This window comes from Leifsonia sp. NPDC102414 (assembly GCF_044765685.1).
In the GTDB taxonomy this organism is placed as follows: Bacteria; Actinomycetota; Actinomycetes; order Actinomycetales; family Microbacteriaceae; genus Leifsonia.
On record NZ_JBIWKN010000005.1, the window covers coordinates 170,722 to 196,780 of the forward strand.

Here is a 26,059-nt window from a genome sequence, read left to right on the forward strand (position 1 = left end):
GCGGGCGATCAGGCGGTCAGGCGGTCACCTCGACCGCCAGCAGCGCCGCCTCCCACATCCCGTACAGTTCCTCCGCCGCAGCTGGCGCCGCGACCAGCACGCCGCCTCCGGCCGGGAACAGCGTGCTGCGGCCGTCCTGTCCGAGGACCACGGCGCCGGCCTCGTGCGCGATGAGGGTCGCTGCGAGGTGGTCGATCGGGCTGAACCGGTGGATGATCGCCCCGGTTCCGCGTCCGGCGGCCGGGCCGAGCAGGGTGAGGGTGCCGGAGCCCATCACGCGCAGCGTGCAGTACGCGTCGGTCAGGCGGTGCGCGAGCTCGCGCATCCCCGGCCACGCCCTGTGCCCGGCGAGCTCGCTGCCGACCACGCCTCCACCGAGCGAGGACCGGCCAGTGGATGCGCCAGCCTCCACCCGGAGCACGTCCCCGTTCCGGCGTGCGCCCTGACCGGCCACCGCGTCGAAGACGGCGCCGTGCCACGGGTCGGCGACCACGCCGACCAGCGGGCGGTCGTCGATGGCCAGGGCGAGCGAGAAGGCCGTCCACGGGATGCCGTTGGCAAGGTTCGTCGTACCGTCCACCGGGTCGAGGTACCAGGTCGGGTGTCCCGGCACCGCTGCGCCGCCGTACTCCTCGCCGACGAACGCGTGGCCGGGGAAGCGGGCGAGCACCTGTTCGCGCACCCGGAGCTCGATGGACCGGTCCAGTTCGGTGACGAGGTCGGCGGGGTCGGCCTTGGTGGAGATCGAGGTGACCCTGTGCGAACGGGTCTCCTCGGCTGCCCAGGCGCCGAGGTCGAGCGCCAGCGTTCGGGCCGCGAGCAGTTCGTCCGCGTGCATCGCCTCGGGCGTCATCGCAGCACCTCCGGCATCCCGGTGTTCGTCGCGTGTGCCGCGATCATGGCCTGCAGCCTGTCCAGCCGGTTGGTGGTGATGGTGTCGACGCCGAGCTCGAAGGCGCGGGCGAGGTCGTCCGGGTCGTCCAGCGTCCAGACCGTGACGGGCAGGCCGAGCTCGTGCACGCCGCGGACGAAGGTGTCGTCGGCGATGGGGAACGGGACGTTGACCGTCACCGGCGTCAGCTCGGCGAGCTCGGCCGCCGTCGGCACCCGCAGCGCGCGCCAGGGCAGCCAGATCCGCGCCTGCCGGTCGAGTGAGCGGATCACGCGCATCCCGTCGAGGTCGCCGCACCAGTCGACCAGCACGCCGGATGCGGCGACGACCGCGTGCGCTGGAGCGGCGAAGCGGACGTCGTCCATGTCGATCACCAGCCTGCTCCCCGTCCCGGTGAAGAGCGGCAGCACCTCGGCGAGCAGGGGAGGTCGGTCGTCTGCGCTGCCGAAGGAGGCGAGGTCGGTCGTCGGCACCTCGTCGATCGGGCGGTGGTCGTTCCACAGCCGCTCGAGGGTCGGGTCGTGCAGCACCACCACGTCGCCGTCGGCCGTCAGCCGCACGTCGATCTCGACGACGTCGGCGCCCTTGGCGATGGCCGAGCGGACGGCGGGGAGGGTGTTCTCGCGGATGACGGAGGAGTCGCCGCGGTGCGCGGAGGCGTGCGGGATCATGCGACGCCCGCCTCTGTGCGCTCGACCAGCCGGCCGTCGCGGTAGAGCAGCGCGGCCTCGACCGTGGCGAATCCGACACTCCCGAGGCGGGGAGGCGGGCCGGACACGTACGCGTTCAGCGTGACGTCCTCGCGCCGCAGTCGCAGCTCGTGGAAGTGCCCGTGCGGCACCACCCGCTCGACCACGGCGCGCATCCCTCCCGGGCGGGGCGCCTGGGAGAACGCCACGTCCTCCGGCCGGATGCCGACCACGCCGGGGCCGTCGACCACCCGTGTCCCGTCGAACGACCCGTCGAAGCGGTTGAGCGCGCCGATGAAGGTCGCCACGAACTCCGTCGCCGGGCGCGCATACAGCTCCGTCGGCGTGCTGAACTGCTCGATGCGACCCGCGTTCATCACCGCGACCCTGTCGGAGATCGAGAGCGCCTCCTCCTGGTCGTGCGTGACGATCACCGTGGTGATCCCGAGACGCTGCTGCAGGTCGCGGATGTCCTCGCGCACCTTCACGCGCAGCTTCGCATCCAGATTGCTGAGGGGCTCGTCCAGCAGCAGCACGTCCGGCTCCTGCACCAGGGCGCGGGCGAGCGCGACGCGCTGCTGCTCGCCGCCGGAGATGCGCGGCGGGCGGGAGTCGCGGTGGTGGAGGAGGTTGACCAGGGCGAGCATCGCATCCACCCGGTCGGCGACCTCCGCGCGCGACAGGCGGCGCAGGCGCAGTGGGTACGAGACGTTCTTGGCCACGGTCAGGTGCGGCCAGAGCGCGTAGTTCTGGAACACCATCGCGCTCGGGCGCTTGTCCGGCCCGAGGCGGGTGACGTCGCGGCCGGCCATCGCGATGCTCCCGGCGTCCGGTGAGAGGAACCCGGCGATCATCCGCAGCGTCGTCGTCTTGCCGCAGCCGGAGGGCCCGAGCAGGGAGACCAGCTCGCCGCGCTGCACGGCGAGGTCGAGGCTGTCGATGATGGTGCGGCCGCCGAGCACTTTGCTGAGGCCGGAGAGGCGCAGGCCGTCCGGAACGTCGGCAGCGTCGGCGGGGGCCGGCGCATCGGCCACCGCAGTCGCGGGGGAGGGGGAAGTCACGGAGCGCTCCTTCATTTGAGTTGGAAGCCCTCGGCAAGCTGGCCGCCCATCACGTGCTTGCGCACGGCGAGCAGCAGCACCACCGATGGGACGGCGAGCAGGATCGAGAACACGGCGGCGACCTGCTTGGGGAAGTTGAGGACGAGGCTGTACATCTCGGTCGGCATGGTCAGGATGTCCGGCGCGCCGACGAGGTAGGTGCCCTGCGCCTCGTCGAACGCGGCGAGGAACGCCATGACAGCGCCGACCAGGATGCCGGGCAGAGCCATCCGCAGCGTCACGGTGAAGAAGACGCGAGCCCTGGATGCACCGGCGTCGCGCGCCGCCTCCTCCAGCGACCGTGGAACGGCGGAGAACGCAGCGGCGGGGATCCAGGTCATGAACACGATCGTGCCGAGCAACTGCACCACGACGACCCCGGCGATCGTGTTCATCAGGCCGAGCGCGTAATAGAGGGAGGCGAGCGTGGCGAACAGCCCCATGCGCGGGAACGCGTTGGTCGCGAAGAGACCGATCAGGAACAGGCGGCGGCCGGGGAACTCGAACCGGGCGAACGCGTACGCGGCCGGAAGGCAGACGACAGCGGAGACCAGCACGACGATCGGTGTGATGAGCAGCGAGTTCTGGATGGACGCTCCGAGTGACGGATCGCCGAACACCGTCGCCCACCAGCGCAGCGTCCACGAGTCGGGCAGCAGGTGCGGGTACGTCCAGGTGTCCGCGAACGCGTGCGCTCCCAGCCAGACCAGCGGGCCGAGCACGAACACCAGCAGGACGATCGCGAACAACCAGGCACCGGATGCGCGGAGCACGGCGGAGACGGGACGCTGCATCAGATCCTCCCCTCGCGGCGGGCGCTGCGGAAGTTGGCCCAGACGTAGAGCGCGCCGATGCCGGCGGCGGCGATGAACACCACGAACGCCATGACGAGCGACTGCTGCGGCTGGTTGTACGAGGTGAAGTAGCTGGCGAGCGCGACGCCGAGCATCGTGGGCGCGTTGGGCCCGGTGAAGTACGGCACCGTGTACGACCCGATCACTCCGATGGCGGTGAAGGTGACCGCGATGACGATCGGCACGGCGCTCATCGGCAGCAGGATGGTGCGCACGATCCGCACGGTGCCTGCGCCGGCATCTCGTGCCGCCTCGATCAGCGCGTCGGGGACGGACTGCAGCCCCGACACGATCATGAGCACGGCGAACGGCAGGGAGGTCCACGCCGAGCCGATCACGATCGCCGTGGCGGAGTACGCCCAGACCGGGCCGTCGATGCCGACCTGCGCGAGCAGGCTGCGCAGGAAGCCGTCGGCGGAGTAGAAGGTGAGGATCGCCCAGGAGGCGATGACCACCGGGATGAACAGCGGTACGATCGCGACCGCCGACAGCAGCCTGGCCAGCCAGCCACCGCGCAGGCGCAGATAGAGGCCGATCCCTCCGGCGAGCACGAGCACGATCGCTGTGCTGGCGACGGTCACCCCCAGCGTCAGCCCGAGGTCCTGCCAGAACGCCTCCGTGGCGAACACGTCGCCGTACGCGGCGAAGGTCGGCACGGCGCCGTCGGCGTGGTGCACGTTCTGGCCGACCGCGGCGATCACGGAGTTGAGGCCGCCCGTGAAGCCGACGCTGAACGCGAGCGCGAGCACGACGGGAACGCCGACGAACAGGGCGATGACGACGACGGGAGGGAGGGCGAGCAGGAAGCCGGTCACCGCGGTCCGCGGCGCCCGGCGGGCGCTGCGAACCGCGGTGGTGGCCGCCCGGTCGGCGGTGGCGGTGGCCATTACTTGCCTGGGACCTTCTGTGCCCACGCCTTGTTCAGGTCGGCGGCGGTCGTGGCGAAGTATGCCGGACGCAGGTTCGCGATGTCGGCATCCTTGAACAGGTCCTGCACGGAGGAGGGGAGCTTGTCGAGCGCGATCACCGGGTACCCGGAGATGCTGTCGGCCACGAGCGCCTGGGCGTCGGGGGTGAGCAGCCAGGAGACCAGCTTCTCCGCTCCCGCCTTGCGCGGGGAGGCGGAGGGGATCCCGAGGTAGCTCGCACCACCGGTCAGCGACGGGTCGGAGATCTGGGTGTACGCGATGTTCGCGGGGATCTGGCCGTTCTTGTGGCCGGTGACGAACTGGTCGCTCCAGACCGGGGCGATCGAGATCTGGCCGCTGGAGAGGAGGTCGAGCACCTGGTTGTTCCCGTTCGGGTACACGCCCTTCTGGTACACGTACGGGTTGAGGCTCGCGAGGGTCGCGAATCCCTTGTCCCAGTCTCCTTCGACCTCCGGCGCGGAGCCGGTGACCAGCTTGGTGCGGTCGGCGGCGGAGACGTTCTGGTCGAGGACGGTCGTGACGAACGACTGACCGCTGCCGCCGGTGTCCGGCGAGTTGTATGTGAACTTGCCAGGGTTGGCCTTGATCCACGCGAGCAGGTCGTCCAGGGTCTTCGGCGGGGTGGCGACGGTCTTGGTGTCGTATGCGAGGACGACGCTGGAGCCGCGGTACGGGATGCCGCCGTTGCCGCCGGCGGCCACGAGGTCCTTCGGCACGTCCTTGAGGCCAGGGACCTCGGTGCCGGAGACCTTCTCGAGCAGACCGGATGCGGCCACCTGGGAGACGAAGCCGGCGTCGACGAGGTCGTAGCCAGGGTCCTTCTTCTGGATGGTCGCCGCGGTGAGCTTGGCGACGGTCTGCTGGTCGTGCAGGCCGTGCAGATCGAAGTCGACGGAGACGCTGTATCCGGGGTTGGCCTTCTCGAACGCCGGGATGAGCGTCTTCTGCCAGAGGTCCTGGATGTTGGTGTCTGCGCTGAGGAAGACGGTGAGCTTCTTGTCTGCGCCGTCCGTTGACGACGCGGCCGAACTGCTCTGCGCGCAGCCGGTGAGGGCGAGTCCGACCGCAGCGATGGCTGCGACGGAGGCGATCAGGCGAGGGGATTTCACGGAGCACTCCTGGAGGGAAGGGTGTCGGGGGAGCGTTCGCGCCGATGATCGGGGCGAACGGTTTTCACGCTAACCGGGCTGCGCGTTCCTGGCGATAGCTGCGCGTTAGGTTTCAAATGAGCGCTAGGGACTGTTCATACGGCGTTAATATGAGCGCAAATGAGCACCGCGAGACTGTGGGTGTTCACATCTGCGAAAGGGTCGAGAATGCTGACACATCAGCGAGAGGCGGCGATCGTCGAACGGCTCCACGCCGTGGGGAGCGTGACCGTCGAAGAGCTCTCACGGCTGCTCGTGGTCAGCGGCACCACCATCCGGCGCGACCTGGAACGCCTGGAACTCGCGGGGCGGCTCCGGCGCGTGCATGGAGGAGCGACCGTCCCGCTCAGCGAGGAGTCAGCGACCGGCGGCGACCTCGACGACGACACCCGCGAGAAGGAGGCGATCGCAATCGCGACCGCCGCACTCATCGCGGACGGCGACGTGGTGCTGCTGGACATCGGCATCACCACCCTGCGCCTTGCCAGGCACCTGCGCGGACGGCCGGTGACCGTGATCACGAACAGCCTGGCCGTGCTCGACGCCCTGCGAGACGACGACACCATCTCGCTCGTCCTGCTCGGCGGGATGGTCGGCTCGAAGCCCAGAACGCTGGTCGGGCCGCTCACCGAGGAGTCGCTCGCGCTCGTCCGCGCCGACATCGCCGTGATCAGCAGCACAGGAGTCAAGCCGGACGGGGCCGTGGTCACCGACCTCACGCAGGAGGCGAGCATCAAGGGCAGGATGCGTCAGGCCGCAGACCGCGCGATCCTGGTCGCGACCGCATCCAAGTTCCCCGGCAGCGGCTCGTACCGGATCGCCTCGATCGTCGACTTCGACACCGTCGTCACCACGGCGGGGGCGGACGCCGCGACACTGGACCTCGCGGTGCAGGGAGGGCGGCGGGTGGTGGTCGCGCCGCAGGGGGACACGCGCACTGTGTGAGGGTGCCGTCGAGTCACTCCGCACCGGCGACGTAGAACGGATACGTCCCGGCGATCACCCCGTCCGCCTCCACCTGCCAGCGGTAGAGGCGGCCGGGCGGGAAGTGCAGGCCGTTGGGGAAGTTCGCCGCAAGGACGTGCATCGGCGGCAGGTGGCCGTCGGGGAGGTCGATGGGTGTCATCGTGGCGAACGTGGCCGACTGGGTGATCCGGACCTCGCTCGGCCGTCCGGAGGCGTCGTCGAGCCGCACGCTGGTGCCGTCCGGTGCGGTGAGCACCAGCTCCACGATCACCGGATGCGCCGGCACGTCCGCGAGGCTGAGCGTCACCCACACGGCGAAGGGAGACGATGCCGACGTCCCGGATTCGTGGCTGAGCACGCGGATGCCCGCCCCGACGAGGTTGGCCTTGCCGTTCGCGTCGATGTTGACGTAGTCCGCTATCGTCATGGCGACGATCGTGTCGGCGGGATGCGTCGACTCTGACGGTTCCATGACCCGCAGCTAGCGCCACATGGCGAACTGCAACCACTGGTCCCGGCGCAGCCGGCGCTGCTCACCGGAGGTGTCGACGATCCACTCGTCGTGGGTGCTGGCGACGTAGGTCGCGAGCACCGTCTCCGGGCACCACCCATCACCCGTCTGAGCCCAGCGCACGAGATGGATGTCTTCGCCCTTTTTCGGCGCGTTGCCGAGGGGGATCTCGAATGTGGCCATCAGTGCTCCGTCCGATCGGTTCGGGGGTTCTGCTACTGCGCTTGATTGAATGGTAGAGGGCTCGTTCTATCTCCTCTAGTGGGGGTTTTCGAGGACACTAGACGCTCGCTGCGGACGCGGGCTAGGTTCGTGTCCATGACGGCGGCGGCACCGAGCGGGGCGGATGCGGCGGGTTTCCTCTCCGGCCTGGACACCTGGGACATCGTCTTCGCGCTGCTCGCCGTCGTCGCAGGGGTCGTGCTCGGCATCGTCGCCAAACGCGGTGCAACGGTCCTGCTGCGGAAGCTGCCTGGCGTCACGGACGATGTGCGGGCCAGGATCGCCCGCTCGGTCAGGCTCGTGATCATCCTGCTCGGTGTCGGGGTGGCGATCGCGTTCCTCGGCGCGCCCATCCAACCGGTGATCGCACTGGCGATCATCGTCGCCGTGATCGCCGTCCTCGCACTGCGAGGCGTGTCGGAGAACTTCGCCGCCGGGGTCATCCTGCAGACGCGCCGACCGTTCGTCGTCGGGGACAGAGTGACGATCCAGGGCTACACCGGCACCGTCCACGAACTGAACGGGCGGTCGGTGACCGTGCGCACCCTCGACGGCAGGACCGTGCACATCCCGAACAGCGTGGTGCTCAGCGGCCCGTTCGTCAACGAGTCGGAGACCGGAGAGCAGCGCAGCGAACTGCAGGTCAGGATCGCCAACGCGGATGGGAACGAGAGCGTCGACGACGAGACGGCGCAGCGCATCCGGTCGGTCTGCCACGACACGGACGGCGTGCATCACCGCGAGGCCGTGCAGGTGCTCACCACCGCCGTCGAGCCGACCAGGACGGTGTACGCCGTACGGTTCTGGCACCATCCGTCGCACGGGCCGCAGGTGCGGTCGGCGGTCATCGACGCCCTCGCGGCGGCGTTCGCGGACAGGCGGGTCGTGATCACGTCCGCCCTGCCGGACACGCCGCTGACGCCGCCAGGGGAGCTGTGACATGGGCCAGCTTCTGCTCTCCCTCGTGCCGCTCGGCTTCGGGATCCTGCTCAGTCCACTCGCGATCATGGCGCTCATCGCGATCCTCGTCTCGCGTCGCGCGAGGATCAACGGCGTCATGTTCGCGCTGGGCTGGGCGGTGGGCATCGGCCTCGTGCTCGCGATCAGCTACCTGGTGTTCGGTGCGCTCGAAGTCCACGAGAAGTCGGTGCCGCCGGTCTGGGTTCCCGTCGTGCGCATCCTGCTCGCGGTCATCCTGCTGGTCAGCGCGATCTGGGTGTACCGCAGAGGCAAGGCGCACATCGTGGCGATGGCGGCGGCGCGCACCCCGGCCGATGTGACTAGGGCAGCCCCGCAGCTGCCCGGCTGGCTGCGCACGGTCGAGAACTTCACGGTTCCTCGTGCGTTCGTCCTCGGTCTCGGGCTGTTCGTCCTGAACCCGGTCGACGCCTCGTGCGCGGTCATCGCCGGGCTTGACGTCCGGCTGGCGCTGACGGCGCCGGAGTCGATCTGGACCCTGGTGATCTTCGGGGTCGTCGGGGCGCTGCCGATCATCGTGCCCGCCGTGCTCGTGCTCGTGCGGGGGAAGGCGGTCGAGCCGCTGCTCGCCCGCGTCCGCACCTGGGTCGCGGGGAACACGCACGTGCTCAACGCTGCGCTCCTGCTGGTGATCGCGGTGCTGCAACTGCAGAAGGGCCTCTCCGAACTGCTCAGCTACTAACGGGCGTGGCCGTCCGCTCCTAGACACCCGGGCAGCACCGCAATAGCCTCCAAGCACGCAGCTTTCTTCACCGTCGATGCCGGGAGGGAGAGTCAGATGAGCGAACGTCGCGCGTGGTGGCCGTTCCACCGGCGTCCGCGCGCCCCGGAAGCAGCCCCGCCCGCCGACGCCGACGCCGATCAGCAGGACAACCCATCGGGACGCGGGGTGCGTATCCTGCTCGGCCTGGCCTGCGCGGTGGTGATCGCTGTCGGGATGCACGCGATCGGCAGCATCCTCGCCCCGACGCTGCTCGCGCTCGTGCTCGTGATCTGCGCGCAGCCCGTGCGGGTGTGGCTCACCAGGCACGGAACCCCCGCCGGCGTCGCGACGGGGGCGGTCGCGCTGACCACGTTCGCGTTGCTCGCCGCCTTCGCGGGCCTGTTGCTCCTGGCTCTCGCCGACTTCATCGGGATGCTGCCCGCGTATCAGGCCCAGCTCGCGGAGTTCGGCGCCCAGATCGGCGCGTGGCTGCAGAGCATCGGGATCGGGCCGGACGAGGTGAAGGCGGTGACGGCCGGGTTCGACCCCGCCCACTTCCTCGACTTCTTCACCGGGCTGCTCGGCGGAGCGTTCGGCCTCGTGTCGTTCGGGGTGGTCGTGCTGACCATGCTCATCCTGATGCCGGCCGACGCCGCATACGCGCCGACCCTGCTCCGTCAGCTCCAGCCGAAGAAGCCCAACCTCGTGTACGCGCTGTCGGCGTTCGCGCGGAACGTCCGCCGCTACATGGTGGTGACGACGGTGCTCGGCATCGTGCAGGGCGTGATCAACGGCATCGCGCTCTGGCTGCTGGGGGTGCCTGCCGCCCTGCTCTGGGCGATCCTCGCCTTCCTGTGCAGTTACATCCCGAACGTCGGCTACTTCATCGCGATCGTGCCGCCGCTGCTGTTCGGCTACCTCACCGGCGGCTGGGGAACGGTGATCGCGATCATCGTCATCTACGGGGTCATCAACGCCGTCGTCCAGTCGGTCGTGCAGCCGAAGGTCGTCGGAAACGCGGTCGCGCTGAGTCAGACGCTGACCTTCTTCTCCGTGCTCTTCTGGGCGGTGGTCCTCGGGCCGATCGGGGCGATCCTCGCCATCCCGCTCACCCTGCTCGGCCGCGCCGTGCTCGTCGACGCCGATCCGCGCGCCCGCATCTGGCGGGCGGCCATCGGAGATCTGGGCGAGACCCGCCAGCTGATGAAGGCGGATGCGGAGCAGCGGAAGAGCGAGAAGCGTGCGAAGGACGCCGGGCACGCTGCCGAGTGACCGGACGCGTCCGGTGACCGGACGGTGACCAGACTCATCCCGACGCGGCCGCTGTCACAAACCTCCTGGCTGCCCGGTCTGAGCTTCTGAAACCATCCAGCGAAAGGATAGTCATGAAGTTCGTGGTCATCGGCGGCACAGGACAGATCGGAACGCCGCTCGTCGAGCTGCTGCGTCAGGCAGGGCACGACGTCGTCGCGGCGTCGCCGTCGACAGGAGTGAACAGCGTCACGGGAGAGGGGCTCGCGGATGCGCTTGCCGGCGCGGACGTCGTGCTCGACATCCCCAACTCGCCCTCCTTCGAGGACGCGGCCGTGCTCGACTTCTTCCAGCGCTCGACCGCCAACCTGGTCGAAGCGCAGAAGGAGGCGGGCGTCGGGCATCACATCGTGCTGTCGATCGTCGGCGCCGACCGGATGCACGACATCGGCTACATGCGAGCCAAGGTCGCGCAGGAGCGGCTCGTCAGGGAGAGCGGCCTGCCGTTCACGATCGTGCGGGCGACGCAGTTCTTCGAGTTCATCCCACGGCTGGCGGAGGGCGCAGCAGACGGCGACACCATCCGGCTGTCCCCTGTGCTCATGCAGCCCATCGCCGCCGCGGACGTGTCCGCGGCGCTCGCCGACATCGCAACGCAGGCGCCGACGAACGACGTCATCGAGCTGGCTGGTCCCGAGCAGCTCCGCCTGGCCGAGCTCGGCCGGCGCGTGCTGGAAGCGCGCGGCGATGCCCGCACTGTCGTCGCGGACGAGTCCGCCGGCTACTTCGGCGGCACGGTGACAGACACCTCGCTGGTGCCGGGGAACGACGAGGCGATCACCGCGCTCCGGATCGCGCCGACCAGGTTCGAGGACTGGCTGCGCGCATCCGGATCGCTCTGACCGGCCGGAGGACGCCTGTCGTCATGAGTGCGGCGACCATCCAGGCGTACCCCGCTCCCGCCCGGCCGGTCGCCGGGCGGGAGTACCATCGGTGGATGCGCGACGAGCCGACCGCCGGCGCCGAACTCGACGAGGCGGCCGACACGTTCCTCCAGGTGCGGCCCCGGCTGTTCGGGATCGCGTATCGCGTGCTCGGCAGCGCATCGGACGCCGAGGACGTGGTGCAGGAGGCGTGGCTGCGCTGGCAGAGGTACGACCGCTCCACCGTCGACGACCCGCGCGCCTTCCTCGCCACCACGACGACGCGGCTCGCCATCAACGTCGCCCAGTCGGCCCGCGCCAGGCGCGAGACGTACATCGGCCCGTGGCTGCCGGAACCGGTCGACACCAGCGCGGACCCGACCCTGGGCGCGGAACGTGACGAGGCGCTCGGCTTCGCGGTCATGCTGCTGATGGAGAAGCTGACGCCCACGGAGCGTGCGGCGTATGTGCTGCGCGAGGCGTTCGACTACCCGTTCTCGCAGATCGCGGAGATCATCCAGACCAGCGAGGCGAACACGCGCCAGCTGGTCAGCCGGGCGCGCAAGCACCTCGCGGCGGAACGGCAGGCGAAGCCCGTCGACCCTGCGGAGCAGCGGCGACTGCTCGACACGTTCCTGGCGGCGGCGCAGACCGGCGACCTCACGGAGCTCGAGAGCATGTTCGCCGCCGACGTCGTCAGCTATGCGGACGGCGGCGGGATCGTGCGCGCATCCCGCATCCCTGTGCGGGGAAGAGAGACCGTGGCCAAGTACATCCGCGCGTTCGCGCCCCGGTTCTGGGTCGGGGTGTCGCTTCGTCCTGTCGAGACCAATGGCGAGCCGGCGGTCGCGCTGGTCCGCGACGGCGCGATCTTCGCCGTGGTGGCCCTCTCCTCCAGCGCAGAAGGAATCGACCGACTGCTCTGGATGATGAACCCCCAGAAGCTCGCGCGCGTCGCGTCCGTTTCCGCCTGACGGTCACATTCGAGCCAACTGTCACATTCGCGCCGTCTCCACGGTCTTACTAGTGAGACTGGAGGTCGTCGTGCGAAGGATTCTCGGTGTGGGTGGCGGTTCTTCCGCCAGGACGAAAGGGTCGCTGACCGACCGTGCGGCGTCGGCCATCGCGACCAGGACCGCGTTCGGCCGTCGGCTCACGGCGCTCGCCGCGGAGCTCAGGCAGCGGCACATCGCGCTGCACTGGACGAACCTGTTCGGCGTCGTCTCGCTCGCCTGCGTGGTCGTGGTGTTCCTCAGCGGGGTGTTCCTGATGTTCTTCTACGCGCCATCGAGCACGCAGGTCGTCTATTCGGGCGCATACACGCCGCTCGACGGGGCGACGATGTCGAAGGCGATGCGATCGACCCTGGCCATCTCGTTCGAGGTTCCGGGCGGCCTGCTGATGCGGCAGGTGCACCACTGGGCGGCACTCCTGCTGCCGGCGTCGCTCATCCTGCAGCTGCTGACCACGTTCTTCACCGGTGCGTTCCGGCGGCCGCGGCGGCTGAGCTGGGTGCTGCTGTTCCTTCTCCTGATCGTCTCCCTGGCCGGCGGCTGGAGCGGGTACGCGCTGCCGGACGACATGCTCTCCGGAACCGGACTGCGCATCGTGGAGGGAATCGTGCTCGGGATCCCCGTGATCGGGACGTGGGCATCGACACTGCTGTTCGGTGGCGAGTTCCCCGGACAGATCATCGAGCACCTGTACCCGATCCACGTGCTGATTGTGCCAGCGGCCCTGATCGCGCTGCTGGTGTGGCGCATCCGGATCGGCTACGTGCAGCGTCCGGCGCAGTTCGCCGCGCCTGGCGCGACCGAGCGGAACGTGGTGGGGGTGCCCGTGCTGCCGAACGCCGCCGTCCGCGCCGGCGGGCTGTTCACGATCGTCGCGGCGCTGCTGTTCCTGGTCGCGGCGACGGTGACAGTGAGTCCGATCTGGCTCTACGGTCCGTCGTCGGCCGGCGACGCGTCGGCGGGCAGCCAGCCGGACTGGTACACCGGCTTTCTGGACGGGGCGCTGCGCCTCGTTCCTCCCGGCTGGGAGTTCGTCTGGCTCGGCCGCACCTGGACGTTGGCCATCCTGGTGCCCCTCGGCGTCATCGGCGGGTATCTCCTCGCCGTGCTGCTCTACCCGTTCGTGGAGGAACGCATCACGGGGGACAGGCGGGAGCACCACATCCTGGACCGCCCGAGGAACACCCCGACGCGCACCGGCATCGGGGTCGCCGGGATCGTGTTCTACGGCGTGCTCTGGGGTGCAGCGAGCGCCGACCTGATCGCCACGCACTTCCATGTCGGCATCGAGACGGTCGTCCTGACGTTCCAGCTCGCTGTGCTGCTCGGGCCGCTCGCCGCGTTCGCGATCACGCGCAGAGTCTGCCTCGGCCTGCAGAAGAAGGACGTCGGACTCCTGCTGCACGGCGTCGAGACCGGGCGCATCGTGCGGCTGCCTGGCGGCGAGTACGTCGAGATCCATCGGCAGCTCGACGAGTTCGAACGCTGGAGGCTGGTAGACCCGGGCGACGGTGCGCCGCTGCGGGAGCACGCGGACGAACGGGGCCGCGCGCTCAGACGGTGAGGCCGTGCCGCAGCGCCAGCGGATGCAGCCGGATCCAGACGACGCTGACGAGCGCGCCGGCGAAGTCGATCGTCATCGCCGCGGTCGGCTCGCCGTCGGCGATCAGCAGGAGACCGGACTGACCGTTGACCTGGCGCTCGACCACGTCCAGCCCCGGCTTCCGGCGGAGGCCGTGCAGCAGCAGGGCGACCGCGTCGAACGTGCCGGTCACCATCCGCAGTGCCGGCTGCTCGTCGTCGCCCCCGTCGACCACCACGGCGACATCCGGGGCGAGCATCGACTCCAGCCTCGCGGCATCGCCGGAGACGGCCGCACTGCGGAAGTCCCGGACGGCGCGGTGGTGCAAAGGGCGGGGAAGCCACGCGGTGATCTTCATACCCTTAAGACCGCGCGAGCGAGGGAAATGTGACGAGGACCACAATGGTGCCATGCAGCAACGCATGCAGCAGCGCATCGGAAAGCTGACGACGGCCGACGGCGCCACCGTGGCGTACGCGTCGGTGGGCTCAGGGCGGCCGCTGCTGTACGTCTCCGGCTGGCTCAGCCATCTCGAACTGAGCTGGGAGCTGCCGGAGGAGCGAGCTCTCTACGAAGGGCTCGCCGAGGGGTGCAGGCTCGTCCGCTACGACCGGCTGGGATGCGGGCTGTCCGCACCCACAGATCGCCCGCCGTCGCTGGAGTGCGAACTGGAGCAGGTCGCGACGCTCGCGGCGGCGCTCGGACCGGAGCCGTTCGACCTGATGGGCGTCTCGCTCGGCGCGCCGGTCGCGGCGGCGTGGGCTGCCGCGCATCCGGAGACCGTGCGGAGGCTGGTGCTCTACGGCGGCTGGGCGACAGGCTCGGCCATCGCGTCGCCCGAGGTGCGCGACGGCGTGCTCGGCCTGGTCGAGTCGCACTGGGGGCTCGGCTCCGATGTGCTCACCGACATCTTCGCGCCGGATGCGCCGGCCGGCTCCCGGGCGGCGTTCGGCCGGTACCAGCGGGCGTCGTCCGATGCGGCGACCGCTCGCTCCCTCCTCGAGCTCAGCTACCGGCTCGACGTCTCCGGCGTTCTCGCCGGGGTGCGCGCGCCAACGCTGGTCGTGCACAGGGAGCACGACAGGGCGGCCCCGGTCGCGCAGGCGGCGGCGCTCGCCGACGGCATCGCCGGGGCGCAGCTCATCGTCCTGCCAGGACGGTCCCACCTGCCCTGGGCGGGAGACAGGCACGCGCTCGTGACGACGGTGCGGCGCTTCCTCGGGCTGCGCGCATCCCGGACGGGCGCCGGCCGGTTGACCGCCAGGCAGGCCGAGGTCGCAGCCCTGGTCAGCGCCGGCTGCACGAACCGCGAGATCGGCGAGCGACTGGGCATCGACGAGCGGTCGGCGGAGGGCCATGTGGAGCGCATCCGGTTGCGGCTCGGATTCCGGTCGAGGGCGCAGATCGCGGCCTGGTACGCCGCGGCGCACGACCGGGCGGCGGACTGAGCGCGGCGAACCGGCGCGCGAACTGAGGTAGTTCCACGCCTGACCGCCTCCATCGCGCCGCGCACGCTGGAGGCATGACCGAAACGAACACCACCACCCCGACCCCTTTCGAGCAGCACGCGGGTCGAGGCCGCTTCAACGCGTCCTTCTTCCACGTCATGGGGCCGTACCTGGAGCGCAGCCTCCGCGATCACAAGTCGCGCGTCTTCGCCGGCCTGCCCGCTGAGGTGGTCGAGCTCGGCTCCGGGGTCGGCGCGAACCTCCGATACCTTCAGGACGGCGCGACCCTGGTCGCTGTCGAGCCGAACCGCGCCATGCACAGCAGGCTGCGGGATGCGGCACGTCGCCAGGGCGTGCGCCTCGACCTGCGTGAGCGCACAGCAGAGTCGACGGGCCTCGCGGACGGAAGTGTCGACACCGTGATCTCATCGCTGGTGCTGTGCTCTGTGCACGATCCGGACGCGGCGCTCGCCGAGGTGAGGCGCATCCTGCGGCCGGGCGGCACGTTCCGGTTCGTCGAGCACGTCGCCGCGGAGGAAAGCACGCCGACGCGGGCGGCGCAGCGGCTGTTCCGGCGCCCCTGGGGCTGGACGTTCGAGGGATGCTCGTGCGAGCGTGACCTGGAGGGAGCGGTTCGGGCGGCCGGGTTCGCGGCCGTCGAGGTCGAGCGCTATCGGCTGCACACGCCCTTCCTGCCGTTCAACACGCAGATCGCCGGCACGGCGACGGCGTGACGGTGCGCATCCACAGTTCTCCCCGGGTCACGCCGTACATCACGGCATCTCGTGGCAGCGCCGATCAGGCGGCGCGGCCGGTTTCGCGCAGGGTCTGGAACCAGTCCGTGCGTTCGAGGACGGCGAGGACCGCGGGCGCGAAGCCGGTGAGCGTGAGCGCGATGCCGCGGCCGGCGAGTTCGCGGTCGAGGTCGCGGAGGCCGTCGATGACGGTCACCGAGATCTCCCGCAGCACCGAGCAGTCGAGCGTCACGCGGCGCGCGCCAGGGGCGGCATCCACCGCCTGCAGGATCGCCTGCTCCGTGCCCAGCGTGCTCCCGGTGTACAGCGGGGCGAGCAGCGTCACGTCGAGCTGTTCCTCCGTCGGCGACACCACCCGGATGCGCGGCTTGTTCAGCGCGGACAGCAGCAGGATCAGGGTCAGCACCACACCGACCACCACGGCTTGCAGCAGCCCCGCGACCAGCCCGACCGTCATCGTCACGATGGCGACGGCGAAGTCGCGGCGGCTGATCCGCCACAGCAAGCCGAGGCTGCGCACGTCGATCAGGCCGAACACCGCGACGAACACCAGCGAGGCGAGCGTCGCCTGCGGGAGGAGACTCACGACAGGGCCGAGCCACAGCCCGACCAGGAGCGCGAGCGCCGCCGTCACCAGGCCGCTGATCTGCGAGCGTGCCCCAGCTGCCCGGTTGACCGCGCTCTGCGAGAAGCCGCCGGCTGCCGGCAGGGTCTGGAAGAAGCCGCCGACCAGGTTGGCTGCCGCGTCGGCCAGGAGCTCCTGGTTGTTGTCGATCGCCCTGTCGCCCGCGTCGCGGATGCCTCTGGCGACGGCCGTGGTCTCGAGGAACGCCATCACGGCGATGGCGAACGCGCCGGGGATGAGGGCGAGGATGTGCTGGAACGACGGCAGCGCAGGGAGCGGGACGCCCTGCGTGACGGGGGCGATACGGTCCACGCCCGCGTCCGGAAGCCCGGCGAACGCGCTGAGCAGGATCCCGGCGACCACGACGATCAGCGGGCCGGGGATGCGCGGGGCGAAGCGCTTGACGATGAACAGCGTCGCGACGGAGCCGACGGACAGCAGCACGGTGGCGAGGTTGGCCTGCGGCACCGCCTCGACCACGGCGACGAACGAGCGGATGAACCCGCTGCCCGTCGTCGTCTCGGAGACGCCGAGCAGTTTCGGAAGCTGGCCGAGCGCGACGGTCGCGCCCACGCCCACCTGGATACCGAGCAGGGTCGGCTTGTTGATGATCTCCACCAGCGATCCGAGCCGCAGCAGCCTGGCGACCCCGAGGATCGCGCCGACGAGCAGGGTCAGCGTGACCAGGTCGCGCGGGATGTCGTCCGAGCCGGAGACAACTCCGGCCGACACGAGGGTGGTCGCGGTGAGCGTGGCGATCGTGGAGGTGGTCGAGACGCTCATCGCGCGCGAGCCGCCGAGCAGCGCGTACACGATCATCGGCACGATGCAGGTGTAGAGGCCCGCCTGCACCGGCAGGTTCGCGATGGTCGCGTACGCCATCGCCTGCGGCACGACGACCGCCCCGGCCGAGATCCCGGCGAGCACGTCGCGGCCGATCCACGACCGCTGGTAACCGGAGAGCGTCGGCAGCAGCCAGAGCCGCGATCTGCCCGTCGGGGTGGTCGTCACGGGATGCGCCTAGAAGCTTCCGATGCCCTTGCCGACCACCGAGACGCCGATGACGAGCAGCAGAACGGCCATGACGGTGGCGTTGTTGTGCACCAGCCAGCCGCGCAGGGCGTCGAGGGGCCCGCGCATCCGGTCGGAGGCGACGAGGTAGGCGATCACCGGGGCGCCGACGGAGACGGCGGCGATCACGGTGAAGATCGCGATGGCGAGGATGGTGAAGCCGACGGACAGGGTGGCGGAGCCGATGCTGACTCCGGCGCTGACGGCCAGCAGCAGGTTCTTCGGGTTCACGGCCGCCAGGATGAAGCCCAGCGCGAACCCGCGGCCGGTGTTCATCGAGTCGATGGCGCTCATCCACTTGGGCAGGGCCGGCTCTTCGCCGTGCTTCGGCCGCGACCGCCACTGACGGACGGCGAGCAGGAGCAGCAGCACGCCGAGGATGAGCTGGATGACGCCGACGATCGGCTGCGACGCGTCCGGGTCCTTCTCCGGCAGCACGGCGGAGAGCAGGACGAACACGGTCACGGCGACCAGGATGCCGACGATCCAGCCGAGCAGGAAGCCCACGCCCGTGCTCTTCGCCCTGGGCGAGAGCAGCATCAGGATGGCCGCGATGATCGGGATGGGGCTGATCGCGATTCCGATCGCCATCGGGAGGATGGCTCCGATCACCTGGGTCATGGTCGTCTCCTTCTGTCAGGCGTCTGCATGGCTGGCGTCTCCGTGCCCGCGGGGCGGCGGGAGCGTGGCGAGGGCATCCCTGTTCGTGTCGTAGACGGTGACGCCGTCGAGCAGGCCGAGGTGCCGCATCCGGTCGGCGAGCCCTGGGCGGAGCCTGGTGAGGCCGAGATCGAGGTGGCGCGATGTCAGCCACGCGTGCAGGCCGGTGAACGCCTCGGCGCCTGTCACGTCCACATCCGTTACCGCCTCCATGTCGAGGACGACGTGCTCGACGCCCTCGACCGAGTCCACCGCGCGCCGCACCGCCTTTCCGAAGGTCTCGGCGTTGGCGAAGAACAGCGGTGCCGCCAGCCGGACCACGACGACGCCAGGTGCTGTCGCCGTGCCGGGCTCCGCGGCGTCGAGCAGGGAGCTCTGCGGGTCGCCGTCGGCGGCGAGCGTGTCGATGGCCGGGGCTGCCGCACGGCGGGTGACGTTGATCACCGCGAGCACGAAGGCGACGACGATGCCGGCGATGGACCCGACGAACAACGTCACCAGGAAGCAGACGGCGCCGATGGCGAACTCGAACCTGTCCTGCCGCCACAGCTTCGCGAAGTCGGCGATCCCGAGCAGCGGAACGACGGCGACCGCGACGATCGCGCCGATGGCGGGCGACGGGATGTGCTCCAGCAGGGCCGTGCCGAAGAGCAGCAGGGCGAGGGTGCCGACCGCGGTGACGATGGTCGGAAGCTGCGTGCGCGATCCTGCCTGGTCCATCGCGGCCGTGCGTGAGGTGGACGACCCGACGGTGAAGCCGCCCGCCACGCCCGCGGCGATGTTGGCCGCGCCGAACGCGAACAGGTCCCTGTCCGGTTTCGTCGGGTATCCGCGCTTCTCGCCGTACGACCGGGAGACCAGCAGGCCCTCGCCCATGGTCACGACCGTCAGCGCGATGGCGGACGGGATGAGGGCCAGCCACATCGACCAGTCGATCACCGGCCAGGTCAGCTTCGGCGGTCCGGCGTCGACGGGACCGAGCACGGAGACGCCCGCCTTCTCCGCGCCGCTGAGCACGACGACGATGGTCGCGACCACCAGCACCACCAGCGCCCACGGCACCGCCCGCGCCAGCACCCGGCCGACCAGCAGGATGACCAGCGCGCCGAGCGAGATGAGCAGCGACCACGGGTTGAGGTGCCCGAGCCCGGTGAACAGGCCGACCAGCTTGTCGACGAACTCACCACCGGAGTCGATCTTGACCCCGAGCATCTTCGCCACCTGCGACACCAGGATGTCGAGCGCGAGGCCGCCGACGAATCCGACGAGGATCGGCTTCGACAGGAAGTCGGCGAGGAAGCCGAGCTTGAAGAACGAGCACAGCAGGAACAGGACGCCGCAGATGAGAGCCTGGGCGAGCGCGAGCGTGATGTAGTCGGCGCTGCCTGCGACGGCGAGGCCGCCGATCGAGGATGCGACGAGCGCGGCGGCGGCGGCATCCGGAGACGCGACGAGCTGCCGGGACGACACGAGCAGCGCCCACACGATGCCGGGGAGCACGAGCGCATACAACCCTGCGGTGGCCGGCAGCCCCGCGATCTGCGCGTACCCGATGTTCAGCGGGACGGCGATGGCCAGCAGGGTGACGCCCGAGACGAGCTCACGCACGGTGTTGCGTCCAGTGAGCCCGGCGAGTGGTCGTGTCGAAATGTCGATCCCCTCCAATGCACGCAACACGGCGAGTGTGCTCGAAGGCTAACCATCGCCGGCATTCCGCGTCTAGGGGTGCCTCGCGCGGCGCGTCGGGATCGCGGCTAGGGCTGCGGTGCTCCCTCGCGGGTGATGATCGCCGCCTCCCCGTCCTCTTCGAGCTTCACGCCGAGGCGTCTCCGGAAGGCGCGGGTGAGGACCAGCAGGGTGATGACCCCGACCGTCAGCCAGATGAGGCCGTACGTCAGCGCATCCACGTGGAGGTTGGCCCAGAGCACTCCGGTGAGCACCATCCCGATCGCGGGCAGCACGATGTTGCGCAGGATCTGCTTGGCGCCGTGCCGCTCTCCACGCCGGATCGCGAAGTGGATGATGACGGTCGCGTTCACCACTGTGAAGGCGATCAGTGCGCCGAAGTTGATCATCGACGACACGAACTCCAGCGTGAACGCCGCCGCGAGGAGCGACACTGCGCCGACCAGCAGCACGGCGGTGGCCGGCGTGCGGAACTGCGGGTGGATGTACGACAGACCCCGCGAGAGACGTCCGTTGCCGTTCCTGGCCATCACGTAGATCATGCGCGACACGCTCGCGTGCGACGCCAGGCTGGAGGCGACCGCTGCGGCGACCGCGGCCGAGATGAACAGGATCTGGAAGAGCAGGCCGCCGGTCTTCAGTGCGATCTCGGGGAGCGTGTCGTCGGTGAAGCTGAAGCCCGCGAGGGTGGGGAAGCGCGACTGGGCGAACCAGGCCGCCGTGAAGAAGATCGCGCCGCCGATCATCAGCGCGAGCACGATCGCCTTCGGCACCGTGCGGCTGTCCTTGGCCTCCTCGGTGTACATGGTGATCGCGTCGAAACCGATGAACGAGAAGCAGACGACCGTCGCACCGCCGATCACCGCGGCCAAGTGCACGCCGGAGTGGAACAGCGGCGTCAGGCTGAACGCGGTCCCGTTGCCGGCGCCCGAGCTCAGCGCAGTCCAGGTCAGTGCGACGAACACGCCGATCAAGACGATCTGGAAGACCACCAGGATGCCGTTGACCCGCGAGGTGGACGACATGCTGAACAGGTTCATCGCCGTGATGGCGGCGACGTAGCCGACCACCCAGATCCAGCCGGGCACCTGCGGGAAGAACGACTCAAGGTAGAGCCGCACGATCAACGCGTTCACGAGCGGCAGCAGCAGGTAGTCGAGCAGCGACGACCAGCCAACCAGGAAGCCGACGTTCGGGTGGATGGTCTCCGACGCGTATGTGTACGCGGACCCCGCAGACGGGAACACCCTGGTCATGCGGCCGTAGCTCACGGCGGTGAACACCATCGCCACGAGCGCGAACAGGTAGGCGGACGGGACGACGCCGTTCGTCTCGCCGGTCACGATGCCGAAGGTGTCGAACACCGTCATCGGAGTCATGTAGCCGAGGCCGAGACCGACGATCGCCCACAGGCCGAGGGATCGTCGCAACGCGGTGGGTGCGGGGGTGGATGACACGCGAGCTCCTTTGCTGCAGACAAGCCGTGTCATCGTAAGCCGTTCCGCGACGAAATCCGAATCGAGAGGTGCGGATTACGTCGCATAACAACGAAATCGGGTGCTGAAAGCGTGGTTATCAGCGGTATCGAGTGTCGAAACCGTCCGTGACAATACGGGGCGCGGAAGCCGGGGAGCTCCGCGACCGCTCCCTGCCGGAGGCTCCCGGTTCGAGTTCGAGGGCGGTACCATCACGAAAGTCGTCTTCGAGATCGCGGACGACGCATCCATCGACGTCGAGTCGCACGACGCGGCTGCGATGGCACGCGACTGAGAAGGACGGAGCCCACCGGATGCCAGACTCGACGGTGAGCTCGCACCCGACGGTGGGCGCGCATCCGACCACGATGGTGCCGATCCCTGCCGGTTCGTTCCGGATGGGCTCCGCCGAGTTCTATCCGGACGAGCAGCCGGTGCACGAACGCACGGTCGATGCATTCCTGATCGACGCGCATCCGGTGACGAACGAGCAGTTCGCCGCGTTCGTCGACGACACCGGTTACGTCACCGTGGCAGAGCGCCCGCTGGACCCTGCCGATTTTCCTGGAGCCGACCCGGCCGATCTCGTGCCGGGCGGGATGGTGTTCACGCCGACCGCCGGTCCCGTCGACCTGCGCGACTGGCGGCAGTGGTGGCGCTGGGGCGCAGGGGCGTACTGGCGTTTCCCGTTCGGCAGGGAAGCGTTCGACGCGGTCGTCTCTCGTCCAGCGCATCCGGTTGTGCAGGTGAGCTTCGAGGACGCCTCAGCGTACGCGGCATGGGCGGGCCGCCGCCTGCCGACCGAGGCCGAGTTCGAGTACGCGGCCCGCGGCGGCCTCGACGGCGCGCGCTTCGGCTGGGGCGACGACGAACGGCCGGACGGCGCGCTCATGGTCAACCGCTGGCAGGGCAGCTTCCCGTACAACAACACGGGAGCATCGGGTTTTGTCGGCACATCGCCGGTGATGACCTTCCCCGCGAACGGCTACGGCCTCTTCGACACGACCGGCAACGTCTGGGAGTGGACGACCGACTACTACACGCCCCGCCACCTGCCCCCGGACGCGGCGGCTGCGGCAGTGGATGCGGGCGCCCGCCCCAGTCTCCTCGGCCCGGCAGGCGCGGAGCCGGGCTCGGCCACCCCGCGCCGCGTGCTGAAGGGCGGCTCCCACCTGTGCTCGCCCGACTACTGCCTCCGCTACCGGCCCGCCGCTCGCTCGCCGGAGTCGGAGGACTCGGCGACGACGCACATCGGATTCCGGTGCGCTGCGGACGCTTAGGGCAGCGGGGTGGTGTGGCGCAGAAGGTTCCTGTCGCGAACATGGAAACTACCAGGTGTTGTGCCATTTGGTACCATGCCTCAAAGTAGCCCTCGCCTGAAACCCTCCGCCACGGCGGCCGCCCTGTCGCCCACGCCGAGCTTGGCGTAGACGCTGAGCAGGTGGGTCTTCACGGTCGCCTCGCTCACGTGCATCCGCGTTCCGGCCTCGCGGTTGGTCGCGCCATCGGCGACCAGGGCGAGCACCTGCAGCTCGCGCGGGGTGAGCAGGCTCGCCTCCGGGGTGCGCACGCGGTCGACCAGCCGGGATGCGACGGACGGCGCAAGTGCTGAGTGCCCCTTCGCGGCGGCGTGGACGGCTCTGACCAGCTCGTCGCGCGGCACGTCTTTGAGCAGGTAGCCGGTCGCGCCCGCCTCGATCGCCGGCAGGACGTCCGCATCGGAGTCGTAGGTGGTCAACACGACGATCCGGCACGGCACGCCGAGGCGCAGGAGCTCGCGGATCGCGCTGACCCCGTCCGTGCCCGGCATGCGGAGGTCCATCAGCACGACGTCCGGCTGCAGCGCGCGGGCGAGACGGACGGCCTCTGCGCCGTCCGACGCCTCGCCGACCACCTCGATGTCCTGGTCGGAGGAGACCATGCCGACGATCCCGTCCCTCACCACGGGATGGTCATCGGCCACGAGGAGGCGCACGGGGGTCATCGCGGCACCTCCGCCCGGATGGAGGTGCCGCGGCCGGGGTGGGAGTCGACGATCAGTTCGCCCGCGAGGGCGGTGATGCGCTCGCGCATGGCGATGAGCCCATAGCCGCCGCCTTGGTCGGCGGTGGGCGGGGCGTCCGCGGCCGCCGCGTCCGCGCCCGCGGCCCCGCCGAGCCGCGGTTCCGCGTCGAACCCGCGACCGTCGTCCCGCACCTCCAGCCGCACCCCGCGCTGGTCGTGCGCGAGGGTGAGCGCGACACTGTGCGCATCCGCGTGGCGTTCGACGTTGGCGAGGGCCTCCTGCGCGGTGCGCAGCAGAGCGACCTCCGCATCCACTGCCAGCGGGCGGGCGGCACCAGTGGTGCGGACGTCGACCGGGATGCCCGTGCGCCGCGACCAGCGTCGTGCCGTCTCGCGGATCGCCTCCGGCAGTCCCGCCGTGTCCAGGGCGGCCGGCCGCAGCGCCTGGACGGAGCGCCGCGCTTCGGCGAGGCCATCGCGGGCGAGCGAGAGGGCGGCGTCGGTGTGGCGGTCGCGTGCCGTGTCGTCCGCGGCGTGCTCCGCCGCCTGCAGCTGGGTGACGATCCCGGCGAACCCTTGCGCGAGGGTGTCGTGGATCTCCCGCGCGAGCCTGGCCCGCTCCGCCTCGGTGGCCGTCACTTCGAGCTGTTTCTGCGACAGCCTCAGCCCCCAGGAGAGCCCGCACATCGCCACGATGTTGAGCGCCACCACGAGCAGCCTGCCGATCGTGCCGGCCGCGTTGTCGCTGAAACCGGATGCCTGCGCCAGCCCGGCGACGACAGCGGTGGCGCCGACGGCGACGAGCTCCCACGGCCACGGGACGAGGGAGTACGCGATCGAGAAGGTCGAGATCGTCAGGAACGCGAACCAGCCCTGGTAGAGCACGAGCGCCAGGTTGATCAGGATGAGGCACGGCATCAGTACCGAGATCGCCGCCGAGCGTCCGCGCCAGGGCGTCGGCAGGTCGCGCAGCACCAGCACCAGCACTGCGTACCCGGCGCAGAGCACGAGCTCCGGGATCAGGTGCCGGGGGTCGGACCACTGCATCCCGAGTGCGAAGGCGACGAGCATCCCGAGCACCAGATACGGGGCGACCGCGAGCACGGTCCGCCAGCGCGGGTCGATCATAGGCCGACCCTACGCGCTCTGCGGGAAGTGCCGCCCCATGCGCGGCCGATTGAGCAGAATGGCCGCCGGCAGCACGAGGAGACCGCACAGCGCCTGCTCGATCCGCACCCAGTCCGGCAGGAAACCGGGGATCGACACGATGACGATCACGGCGACAAGCACGATCGGGCTGATGATCCGGATGCGCACCCAGGCTGCACGCGACCCCCGCGACGCGCTGCGCGCGATCAGCAGCATGACGACCCCGCTGGCGAACACCAGCGAGCAGCGGATCCAGACGGCGGTGTCGACGGCGATCCCCATCACGCTCTGCGCGATGAGCACGGCGATCATCGCGAGACTGACCGCGGTGAATGCGGCCAGGAGCACGAGAACGGGACGGAAGGCCGCGCGGCGGGCCGCTGCGGTCTCGGGACGGACGGCGGACCGTGGGGCGGTGTTTGCGTTTGTCATGCCTCCAGCGTCGCGAGCGGGAGCGCCCGCCGGATCAACCGGTCGGCTGGACCTGGCCGCCGATCAGTGGATGCTGCCCGGCAGCGGCGGACGTACCGCCCATCACACCGCATCCACCGGGAACTCCGCCGGGTACGGCTCCCCGAAGTCCGCCGACCTGCTCACCGCCGACCAGGCGAGGTCGTCGGAGAGCAGGCGGCGGTCGTGGGCGACGCTCATCTCGGTCGCGGTGACGCCGAGGGGGAGGTGGTCTGGGATGTTCGCGCGCTTGGCGACGGTCACCAGGATATCGGCGGCGCGCACAGGGTCGCCTGCCGGACCGGAGGTGGTCTGCCGCATCCGCTTGTTCATCGCGCCGACCGTGCTCTCGTAGTGTTCCGGCACGTCGCGGACCTCCATCGACGAGCCCGCCCAGTCCGTGGCGAACCCGCTCGGCTCGACCACGAGCACCTTCACGCCGAAGGGGGCCGTCTCGACGCGGAGCACGCGGCTGAAGCCGTCGATCGCGAACTTCGCCGCCTGGTATGAGGCGATTCCGGGGGAGCCTCCGACGCGGCCGCCGACCGACGAGAACTGGATGACCAGTCCTCCGCCCTGCGCCCGCAGGACGGGGATGGCCGCCTTGGAGACGTTGTAGACGCCCCAGAAGTTCGTCTCGAACTGGGTGCGGAAGTCGGCGTCGTCCGTCGTCTCGATCGGGGAGACGTTCGCGTAGCCGGCGTTGTTGACGATGACGTCGACAGAGCCGAAACGCTCTCTGGCGGTGTCGAGCGCATCCCGGGCCTGGGCGGCGTCGGTGACGTCGAGCCGCAGGGGGAGGATGCGGTCGCCGTAGGTGGCGACGAGGTCGTCGAGCTGCTCCGGGCGGCGGGCCGTCGCCGCCACGCGGTCGCCGGCCTCGAGGGCGGCGACGGCGAGGGCGCGGCCGAAGCCGCGGGAGGAGCCGGTGATGAACCAGGTCTGGGTCGTGGGGTTCTGTGTCATGGAGTTAAT

The 26,059-nt window shown here is 70.0% G+C and carries 27 protein-coding genes; 10 read left to right on the top strand and 17 right to left on the bottom strand.

The window, feature by feature from the left end; all coding sequences use genetic code 11:
* Nucleotides 1–16 precede the first annotated feature (16 nt).
* Genes ACIRCZ_RS17905 through ACIRCZ_RS17930 form a run of 6 tightly spaced genes read right to left on the bottom strand, consistent with a single transcriptional unit; the run spans nt 17 to nt 5,573 of the window.
* Nucleotides 17–853 carry an inositol monophosphatase family protein gene (locus tag ACIRCZ_RS17905; RefSeq protein WP_402855481.1) on the bottom strand — a complete coding sequence of 279 codons (837 nt, stop codon included), beginning with the start codon at nt 851–853 and terminating at the stop codon, nt 17–19.
* Complete coding sequence (locus tag ACIRCZ_RS17910) at nt 850–1,563, bottom strand: glycerophosphodiester phosphodiesterase (protein WP_402855484.1); 714 nt, start codon at nt 1,561–1,563, stop codon at nt 850–852. The genes ACIRCZ_RS17905 and ACIRCZ_RS17910 overlap by 4 nt, the downstream gene beginning before the upstream one ends.
* The gene (locus tag ACIRCZ_RS17915; RefSeq protein WP_402855487.1) at nt 1,560–2,642 is read right to left on the bottom strand and encodes an ABC transporter ATP-binding protein; all 1,083 of its coding nucleotides are present in this window, start codon (nt 2,640–2,642) and stop codon (nt 1,560–1,562) included. The genes ACIRCZ_RS17910 and ACIRCZ_RS17915 overlap by 4 nt, the downstream gene beginning before the upstream one ends.
* Nucleotides 2,643–2,653: 11 nt before the next feature.
* The gene (locus tag ACIRCZ_RS17920; protein WP_402855490.1) at nt 2,654–3,475 is read right to left on the bottom strand and encodes an ABC transporter permease; all 822 of its coding nucleotides are present in this window, start codon (nt 3,473–3,475) and stop codon (nt 2,654–2,656) included.
* Nucleotides 3,475–4,422 (bottom strand): ABC transporter permease, encoded by a 948-nt coding sequence (locus ACIRCZ_RS17925; protein ID WP_055889390.1) that lies wholly within the window; start codon nt 4,420–4,422, stop codon nt 3,475–3,477. Before ACIRCZ_RS17925 ends, ACIRCZ_RS17920 begins: the two co-directional genes overlap by 1 nt.
* A complete protein-coding gene (locus tag ACIRCZ_RS17930) occupies nt 4,422–5,573 on the bottom strand; it encodes an extracellular solute-binding protein (protein ID WP_055889393.1) in 1,152 nt (383 codons plus the stop codon). The genes ACIRCZ_RS17925 and ACIRCZ_RS17930 overlap by 1 nt, the downstream gene beginning before the upstream one ends.
* Before the next feature lie 207 nt (nt 5,574–5,780).
* Between ACIRCZ_RS17930 and ACIRCZ_RS17935 the strand changes: the two genes are divergently transcribed.
* The gene (locus tag ACIRCZ_RS17935) at nt 5,781–6,557 is read left to right on the top strand and encodes a DeoR/GlpR family DNA-binding transcription regulator (RefSeq protein WP_235500143.1); all 777 of its coding nucleotides are present in this window, start codon (nt 5,781–5,783) and stop codon (nt 6,555–6,557) included.
* Between the two features lie 13 nt (nt 6,558–6,570).
* On the opposite strand, the gene ACIRCZ_RS17940 is transcribed toward ACIRCZ_RS17935, so the two are convergent.
* The gene (locus tag ACIRCZ_RS17940) at nt 6,571–7,050 is read right to left on the bottom strand and encodes a hypothetical protein (RefSeq protein WP_055889396.1); all 480 of its coding nucleotides are present in this window, start codon (nt 7,048–7,050) and stop codon (nt 6,571–6,573) included.
* Nucleotides 7,051–7,059: 9 nt separating this feature from the next.
* A complete protein-coding gene (locus ACIRCZ_RS17945) occupies nt 7,060–7,272 on the bottom strand; it encodes a hypothetical protein (RefSeq protein ID WP_402855497.1) in 213 nt (70 codons plus the stop codon).
* A 135-nt stretch (nt 7,273–7,407) separates the two neighbouring features.
* Between ACIRCZ_RS17945 and ACIRCZ_RS17950 the strand changes: the two genes are divergently transcribed.
* From ACIRCZ_RS17950 to ACIRCZ_RS17975, 6 genes are all read left to right on the top strand, one after another.
* Nucleotides 7,408–8,250, top strand: coding sequence for a mechanosensitive ion channel family protein (locus tag ACIRCZ_RS17950; protein WP_055889403.1), 843 nt, complete (start codon nt 7,408–7,410; stop codon nt 8,248–8,250).
* 1 nt (nt 8,251) lies between these two features.
* Nucleotides 8,252–8,971, top strand: coding sequence for a GAP family protein (locus tag ACIRCZ_RS17955; RefSeq protein WP_055889407.1), 720 nt, complete (start codon nt 8,252–8,254; stop codon nt 8,969–8,971).
* A 96-nt stretch (nt 8,972–9,067) separates the two neighbouring features.
* Nucleotides 9,068–10,264 carry an AI-2E family transporter gene (locus ACIRCZ_RS17960; protein ID WP_055889411.1) on the top strand — a complete coding sequence of 399 codons (1,197 nt, stop codon included), beginning with the start codon at nt 9,068–9,070 and terminating at the stop codon, nt 10,262–10,264.
* A gap of 113 nt (nt 10,265–10,377) precedes the next feature.
* Nucleotides 10,378–11,145 carry an SDR family oxidoreductase gene (locus ACIRCZ_RS17965; protein WP_055889414.1) on the top strand — a complete coding sequence of 256 codons (768 nt, stop codon included), beginning with the start codon at nt 10,378–10,380 and terminating at the stop codon, nt 11,143–11,145.
* 23 nt (nt 11,146–11,168) lie between these two features.
* On the top strand, nt 11,169–12,140 hold the full coding sequence (locus ACIRCZ_RS17970) for an RNA polymerase sigma-70 factor (RefSeq protein WP_402855502.1): 972 nt from the start codon (nt 11,169–11,171) through the stop codon (nt 12,138–12,140).
* Between the two features lie 88 nt (nt 12,141–12,228).
* On the top strand, nt 12,229–13,743 hold the full coding sequence (locus ACIRCZ_RS17975; RefSeq protein WP_402855505.1) for a cytochrome bc complex cytochrome b subunit: 1,515 nt from the start codon (nt 12,229–12,231) through the stop codon (nt 13,741–13,743).
* Here the strand turns inward: ACIRCZ_RS17975 and ACIRCZ_RS17980 are convergent.
* Nucleotides 13,733–14,119 carry a hypothetical protein gene (locus ACIRCZ_RS17980; RefSeq protein ID WP_402855508.1) on the bottom strand — a complete coding sequence of 129 codons (387 nt, stop codon included), beginning with the start codon at nt 14,117–14,119 and terminating at the stop codon, nt 13,733–13,735. The two genes, ACIRCZ_RS17975 and ACIRCZ_RS17980, sit on opposite strands and share 11 nt — an antisense overlap.
* A gap of 52 nt (nt 14,120–14,171) precedes the next feature.
* Between ACIRCZ_RS17980 and ACIRCZ_RS17985 the strand changes: the two genes are divergently transcribed.
* Nucleotides 14,172–15,209 carry an alpha/beta fold hydrolase gene (locus ACIRCZ_RS17985; protein ID WP_402855511.1) on the top strand — a complete coding sequence of 346 codons (1,038 nt, stop codon included), beginning with the start codon at nt 14,172–14,174 and terminating at the stop codon, nt 15,207–15,209.
* A 74-nt stretch (nt 15,210–15,283) separates the two neighbouring features.
* Complete coding sequence (locus ACIRCZ_RS17990) at nt 15,284–15,943, top strand: class I SAM-dependent methyltransferase (protein ID WP_402855517.1); 660 nt, start codon at nt 15,284–15,286, stop codon at nt 15,941–15,943.
* Between the two features lie 64 nt (nt 15,944–16,007).
* On the opposite strand, the gene ACIRCZ_RS17995 is transcribed toward ACIRCZ_RS17990, so the two are convergent.
* From ACIRCZ_RS17995 to ACIRCZ_RS18010, 4 genes are all read right to left on the bottom strand, one after another.
* Nucleotides 16,008–17,600: a SulP family inorganic anion transporter gene (locus ACIRCZ_RS17995; RefSeq protein WP_402855520.1), complete on the bottom strand. Its 1,593-nt coding sequence runs from the start codon at nt 17,598–17,600 to the stop codon at nt 16,008–16,010.
* 9 nt (nt 17,601–17,609) lie between these two features.
* Complete coding sequence (locus ACIRCZ_RS18000) at nt 17,610–18,281, bottom strand: GAP family protein (RefSeq protein ID WP_055889430.1); 672 nt, start codon at nt 18,279–18,281, stop codon at nt 17,610–17,612.
* 15 nt (nt 18,282–18,296) lie between these two features.
* Nucleotides 18,297–19,997, bottom strand: a complete 1,701-nt coding sequence (locus ACIRCZ_RS18005; RefSeq protein WP_402855524.1) for a SulP family inorganic anion transporter — start codon at nt 19,995–19,997, stop codon at nt 18,297–18,299.
* A gap of 77 nt (nt 19,998–20,074) precedes the next feature.
* The gene (locus ACIRCZ_RS18010; RefSeq protein ID WP_402855527.1) at nt 20,075–21,463 is read right to left on the bottom strand and encodes an APC family permease; all 1,389 of its coding nucleotides are present in this window, start codon (nt 21,461–21,463) and stop codon (nt 20,075–20,077) included.
* A gap of 386 nt (nt 21,464–21,849) precedes the next feature.
* On the opposite strand from ACIRCZ_RS18010, the gene ACIRCZ_RS18015 reads away from it, so the two are divergent.
* Complete coding sequence (locus ACIRCZ_RS18015; RefSeq protein ID WP_402855761.1) at nt 21,850–22,761, top strand: formylglycine-generating enzyme family protein; 912 nt, start codon at nt 21,850–21,852, stop codon at nt 22,759–22,761.
* 80 nt (nt 22,762–22,841) lie between these two features.
* Here the strand turns inward: ACIRCZ_RS18015 and ACIRCZ_RS18020 are convergent, their stop codons facing one another.
* The 4 genes from ACIRCZ_RS18020 to ACIRCZ_RS18035 all read right to left on the bottom strand — a co-directional run bounded on the left by ACIRCZ_RS18020 (nt 22,842) and on the right by ACIRCZ_RS18035 (nt 26,050).
* A complete protein-coding gene (locus ACIRCZ_RS18020; RefSeq protein ID WP_055889435.1) occupies nt 22,842–23,465 on the bottom strand; it encodes a response regulator transcription factor in 624 nt (207 codons plus the stop codon).
* The gene (locus tag ACIRCZ_RS18025) at nt 23,462–24,613 is read right to left on the bottom strand and encodes a sensor histidine kinase (protein WP_402855530.1); all 1,152 of its coding nucleotides are present in this window, start codon (nt 24,611–24,613) and stop codon (nt 23,462–23,464) included. Before ACIRCZ_RS18025 ends, ACIRCZ_RS18020 begins: the two co-directional genes overlap by 4 nt.
* A 9-nt stretch (nt 24,614–24,622) precedes the next feature.
* Nucleotides 24,623–25,066 (bottom strand): hypothetical protein, encoded by a 444-nt coding sequence (locus ACIRCZ_RS18030; RefSeq protein ID WP_055889443.1) that lies wholly within the window; start codon nt 25,064–25,066, stop codon nt 24,623–24,625.
* 102 nt (nt 25,067–25,168) lie between these two features.
* Complete coding sequence (locus tag ACIRCZ_RS18035) at nt 25,169–26,050, bottom strand: SDR family NAD(P)-dependent oxidoreductase (protein WP_402855533.1); 882 nt, start codon at nt 26,048–26,050, stop codon at nt 25,169–25,171.
* Between the last annotated feature and the right edge of the window lie 9 nt (nt 26,051–26,059).

What these genes read in the sequence shown, in the direction of transcription:
- ACIRCZ_RS17905 (WP_402855481.1), bottom strand. Translation starts at nt 853, where the DNA reads ATGACGCCCGAGGCGATGCACGCGGACGAACTGCTCGCGGCCCGAACG.
- ACIRCZ_RS17910 (WP_402855484.1), bottom strand. Translation starts at nt 1,563, where the DNA reads ATGATCCCGCACGCCTCCGCGCACCGCGGCGACTCCTCCGTCATCCGC.
- ACIRCZ_RS17920 (WP_402855490.1), bottom strand. Translation starts at nt 3,475, where the DNA reads ATGCAGCGTCCCGTCTCCGCCGTGCTCCGCGCATCCGGTGCCTGGTTG.
- ACIRCZ_RS17925 (WP_055889390.1), bottom strand. Translation starts at nt 4,422, where the DNA reads ATGGCCACCGCCACCGCCGACCGGGCGGCCACCACCGCGGTTCGCAGC.
- ACIRCZ_RS17935 (WP_235500143.1), top strand. Translation starts at nt 5,781, where the DNA reads ATGCTGACACATCAGCGAGAGGCGGCGATCGTCGAACGGCTCCACGCC.
- ACIRCZ_RS17940 (WP_055889396.1), bottom strand. Translation starts at nt 7,050, where the DNA reads ATGGAACCGTCAGAGTCGACGCATCCCGCCGACACGATCGTCGCCATG.
- ACIRCZ_RS17945 (WP_402855497.1), bottom strand. Translation starts at nt 7,272, where the DNA reads ATGGCCACATTCGAGATCCCCCTCGGCAACGCGCCGAAAAAGGGCGAA.
- ACIRCZ_RS17950 (WP_055889403.1), top strand. Translation starts at nt 7,408, where the DNA reads ATGACGGCGGCGGCACCGAGCGGGGCGGATGCGGCGGGTTTCCTCTCC.
- ACIRCZ_RS17955 (WP_055889407.1), top strand. Translation starts at nt 8,252, where the DNA reads ATGGGCCAGCTTCTGCTCTCCCTCGTGCCGCTCGGCTTCGGGATCCTG.
- ACIRCZ_RS17960 (WP_055889411.1), top strand. Translation starts at nt 9,068, where the DNA reads ATGAGCGAACGTCGCGCGTGGTGGCCGTTCCACCGGCGTCCGCGCGCC.
- ACIRCZ_RS17965 (WP_055889414.1), top strand. Translation starts at nt 10,378, where the DNA reads ATGAAGTTCGTGGTCATCGGCGGCACAGGACAGATCGGAACGCCGCTC.
- ACIRCZ_RS17970 (WP_402855502.1), top strand. Translation starts at nt 11,169, where the DNA reads ATGAGTGCGGCGACCATCCAGGCGTACCCCGCTCCCGCCCGGCCGGTC.
- ACIRCZ_RS17980 (WP_402855508.1), bottom strand. Translation starts at nt 14,119, where the DNA reads ATGAAGATCACCGCGTGGCTTCCCCGCCCTTTGCACCACCGCGCCGTC.
- ACIRCZ_RS17985 (WP_402855511.1), top strand. Translation starts at nt 14,172, where the DNA reads ATGCAGCAACGCATGCAGCAGCGCATCGGAAAGCTGACGACGGCCGAC.
- ACIRCZ_RS17990 (WP_402855517.1), top strand. Translation starts at nt 15,284, where the DNA reads ATGACCGAAACGAACACCACCACCCCGACCCCTTTCGAGCAGCACGCG.
- ACIRCZ_RS18000 (WP_055889430.1), bottom strand. Translation starts at nt 18,281, where the DNA reads ATGACCCAGGTGATCGGAGCCATCCTCCCGATGGCGATCGGAATCGCG.
- ACIRCZ_RS18015 (WP_402855761.1), top strand. Translation starts at nt 21,850, where the DNA reads ATGGTGCCGATCCCTGCCGGTTCGTTCCGGATGGGCTCCGCCGAGTTC.
- ACIRCZ_RS18020 (WP_055889435.1), bottom strand. Translation starts at nt 23,465, where the DNA reads ATGACCCCCGTGCGCCTCCTCGTGGCCGATGACCATCCCGTGGTGAGG.
- ACIRCZ_RS18025 (WP_402855530.1), bottom strand. Translation starts at nt 24,613, where the DNA reads ATGATCGACCCGCGCTGGCGGACCGTGCTCGCGGTCGCCCCGTATCTG.
- ACIRCZ_RS18030 (WP_055889443.1), bottom strand. Translation starts at nt 25,066, where the DNA reads ATGACAAACGCAAACACCGCCCCACGGTCCGCCGTCCGTCCCGAGACC.
- ACIRCZ_RS18035 (WP_402855533.1), bottom strand. Translation starts at nt 26,050, where the DNA reads ATGACACAGAACCCCACGACCCAGACCTGGTTCATCACCGGCTCCTCC.